Source organism: Endozoicomonas sp. SESOKO3 (assembly GCF_024606255.1).
The window spans coordinates 1-1,432 of record NZ_JAHHPR010000118.1 but is presented as its reverse complement, the minus strand read 5'-3'; the positions used below and the strand labels follow the sequence as shown (position 1 = coordinate 1,432).

Below are 1,432 nucleotides of genomic sequence, written 5' to 3'. Positions count from 1 at the left end.
TTCTGATACAGTATCTTTCGGAATTAAGGTGTCCATCTTGCTAACCGGCATGATGCCGTATTCTACGAAAACCGTTGTAAGGCGAGAGAAGAGATTGAACAACCCATGAAATTGTATGCCAGACAGCAGGGAAAGGGTGAGCACCTGATCAGTGTGCACGGACTATTTGGATCGCAGGAAAATCTGGGGGCTATCAACCGTCAGTTGGCGCAGAAGTTCAGAGTACACGGTCTGGATGCGCGCAACCATGGTCGCTCTCCTCATGATGACGCCATGAACTATTCCGTCATGGCAGCAGATATCATTGAATATCTGGATGATCAACAAATTGAGAAGGCACACCTGCTCGGACACTCCATGGGCGGCAAAGTCGTGATGGAAGTGGCTCTGACTTATTCCGAACGAGTAAACAAACTGGCTGTCATGGATATAGCTCCGGTGCAATACAAGGTACGTCGGCATGACGATGTTTTTGCAGGTTTGTTTGCTGTTGATCTGGAGGCTATCCGGAAGCGGGCTGATGCTGATCATGCGCTGCGCCAGCACATAGAAGAGCCGGCTGTTCGATCGTTTCTGCTGAAGAACCTTTATCGCAATGGCGAGGGACGTTACCGTTGGAGAATGAATCTGGAAGCCATTCATCATCACTATTTAGAGATACTGGCAGGTCATTCCGGGGAGGAGGCTTTTGAAGGTGATGTATTATTCCTGAAGGGCGGTAACTCGGATTACATTCTCGCAAAACACCAGGAAGAAGTTCTGAAACGTTTCCCGAAAGCGACTATGAGAGAGATTGCCGGAACGGGACATTGGCTGCATGCTGAAAAACCAGAATTGGTAGCTCGTACTTTGCAGCGCTTTCTGGAGTCTTGAGGCTATAAGAAAAGCCACCTGTATTGTGTGGCTTTTCTGCATCAAATCTAATTTCTGGGCTGTTGACCTTCGATGTCATCTAATTGACTGAGATCATCGTCGTCATCAAAATCGTCGTAGGAATCGGCGAGATTTTGTCGGAAGGACTTCTTATCCCAGTAGTCATCAATGCCCTGTCGAATGGATTTTTGCTTTCTCTTCTTGCAGCGTTCTTTAGCAGTTTGTCTTTTTCTGTATTCCTGACCTGAATCCCAAAAGATCTTATCCTGGTCATCGTACTGCATTGCCCTTACCCTGGACATAACCTTACTTCCTTTTTTACTACTCCTATTTTCCAATCTAGAAAAAAACAGTCAGGGTATTAATAAGAAATGCTGATATCGAAGAGGGTTATCAATAGCCATTAGCAGTCAGATCCAGTTTCAGGGAGTCGCTTTCCAGTCGGACCACCAGGGTATCAACGGTGCCATCAGGCATTAGCTCAAGCTCTCGATAACCCGGCCAGCGGTCATCCAGCATAAAATGATCGGATTCAGGCTTGGACTGGACACAGGTAGAA

Annotated in this window: 2 protein-coding genes; one reads left to right on the top strand and one right to left on the bottom strand. The window is 46.9% G+C overall.

Features of this window, described 5'->3' with window-relative positions; genetic code table 11:
* Positions 1-105: 105 nt before the first annotated feature.
* Entirely contained in the window at positions 106-873 is a 768-nt protein-coding gene (locus tag KDK18_RS02195; RefSeq protein ID WP_257252878.1) for an alpha/beta fold hydrolase, read from the top strand.
* 47 nt (positions 874-920) lie between these two features.
* Here KDK18_RS02195 and KDK18_RS02190 read toward each other — a convergent pair whose 3' ends face one another.
* A complete protein-coding gene (locus tag KDK18_RS02190) occupies positions 921-1,175 on the bottom strand; it encodes a hypothetical protein (protein WP_257252877.1) in 255 nt (84 codons plus the stop codon).
* Positions 1,176-1,432: the final 257 nt, after the last annotated feature.

Bases quoted from the DNA above. Each gene is read 5' to 3' on its own strand.
- KDK18_RS02195 (WP_257252878.1), top strand. From the start codon at position 106: ATGAAATTGTATGCCAGACAGCAGGGAAAGGGTGAGCACCTGATCAGT.
- KDK18_RS02190 (WP_257252877.1), bottom strand. From the start codon at position 1,175: ATGTCCAGGGTAAGGGCAATGCAGTACGATGACCAGGATAAGATCTTT.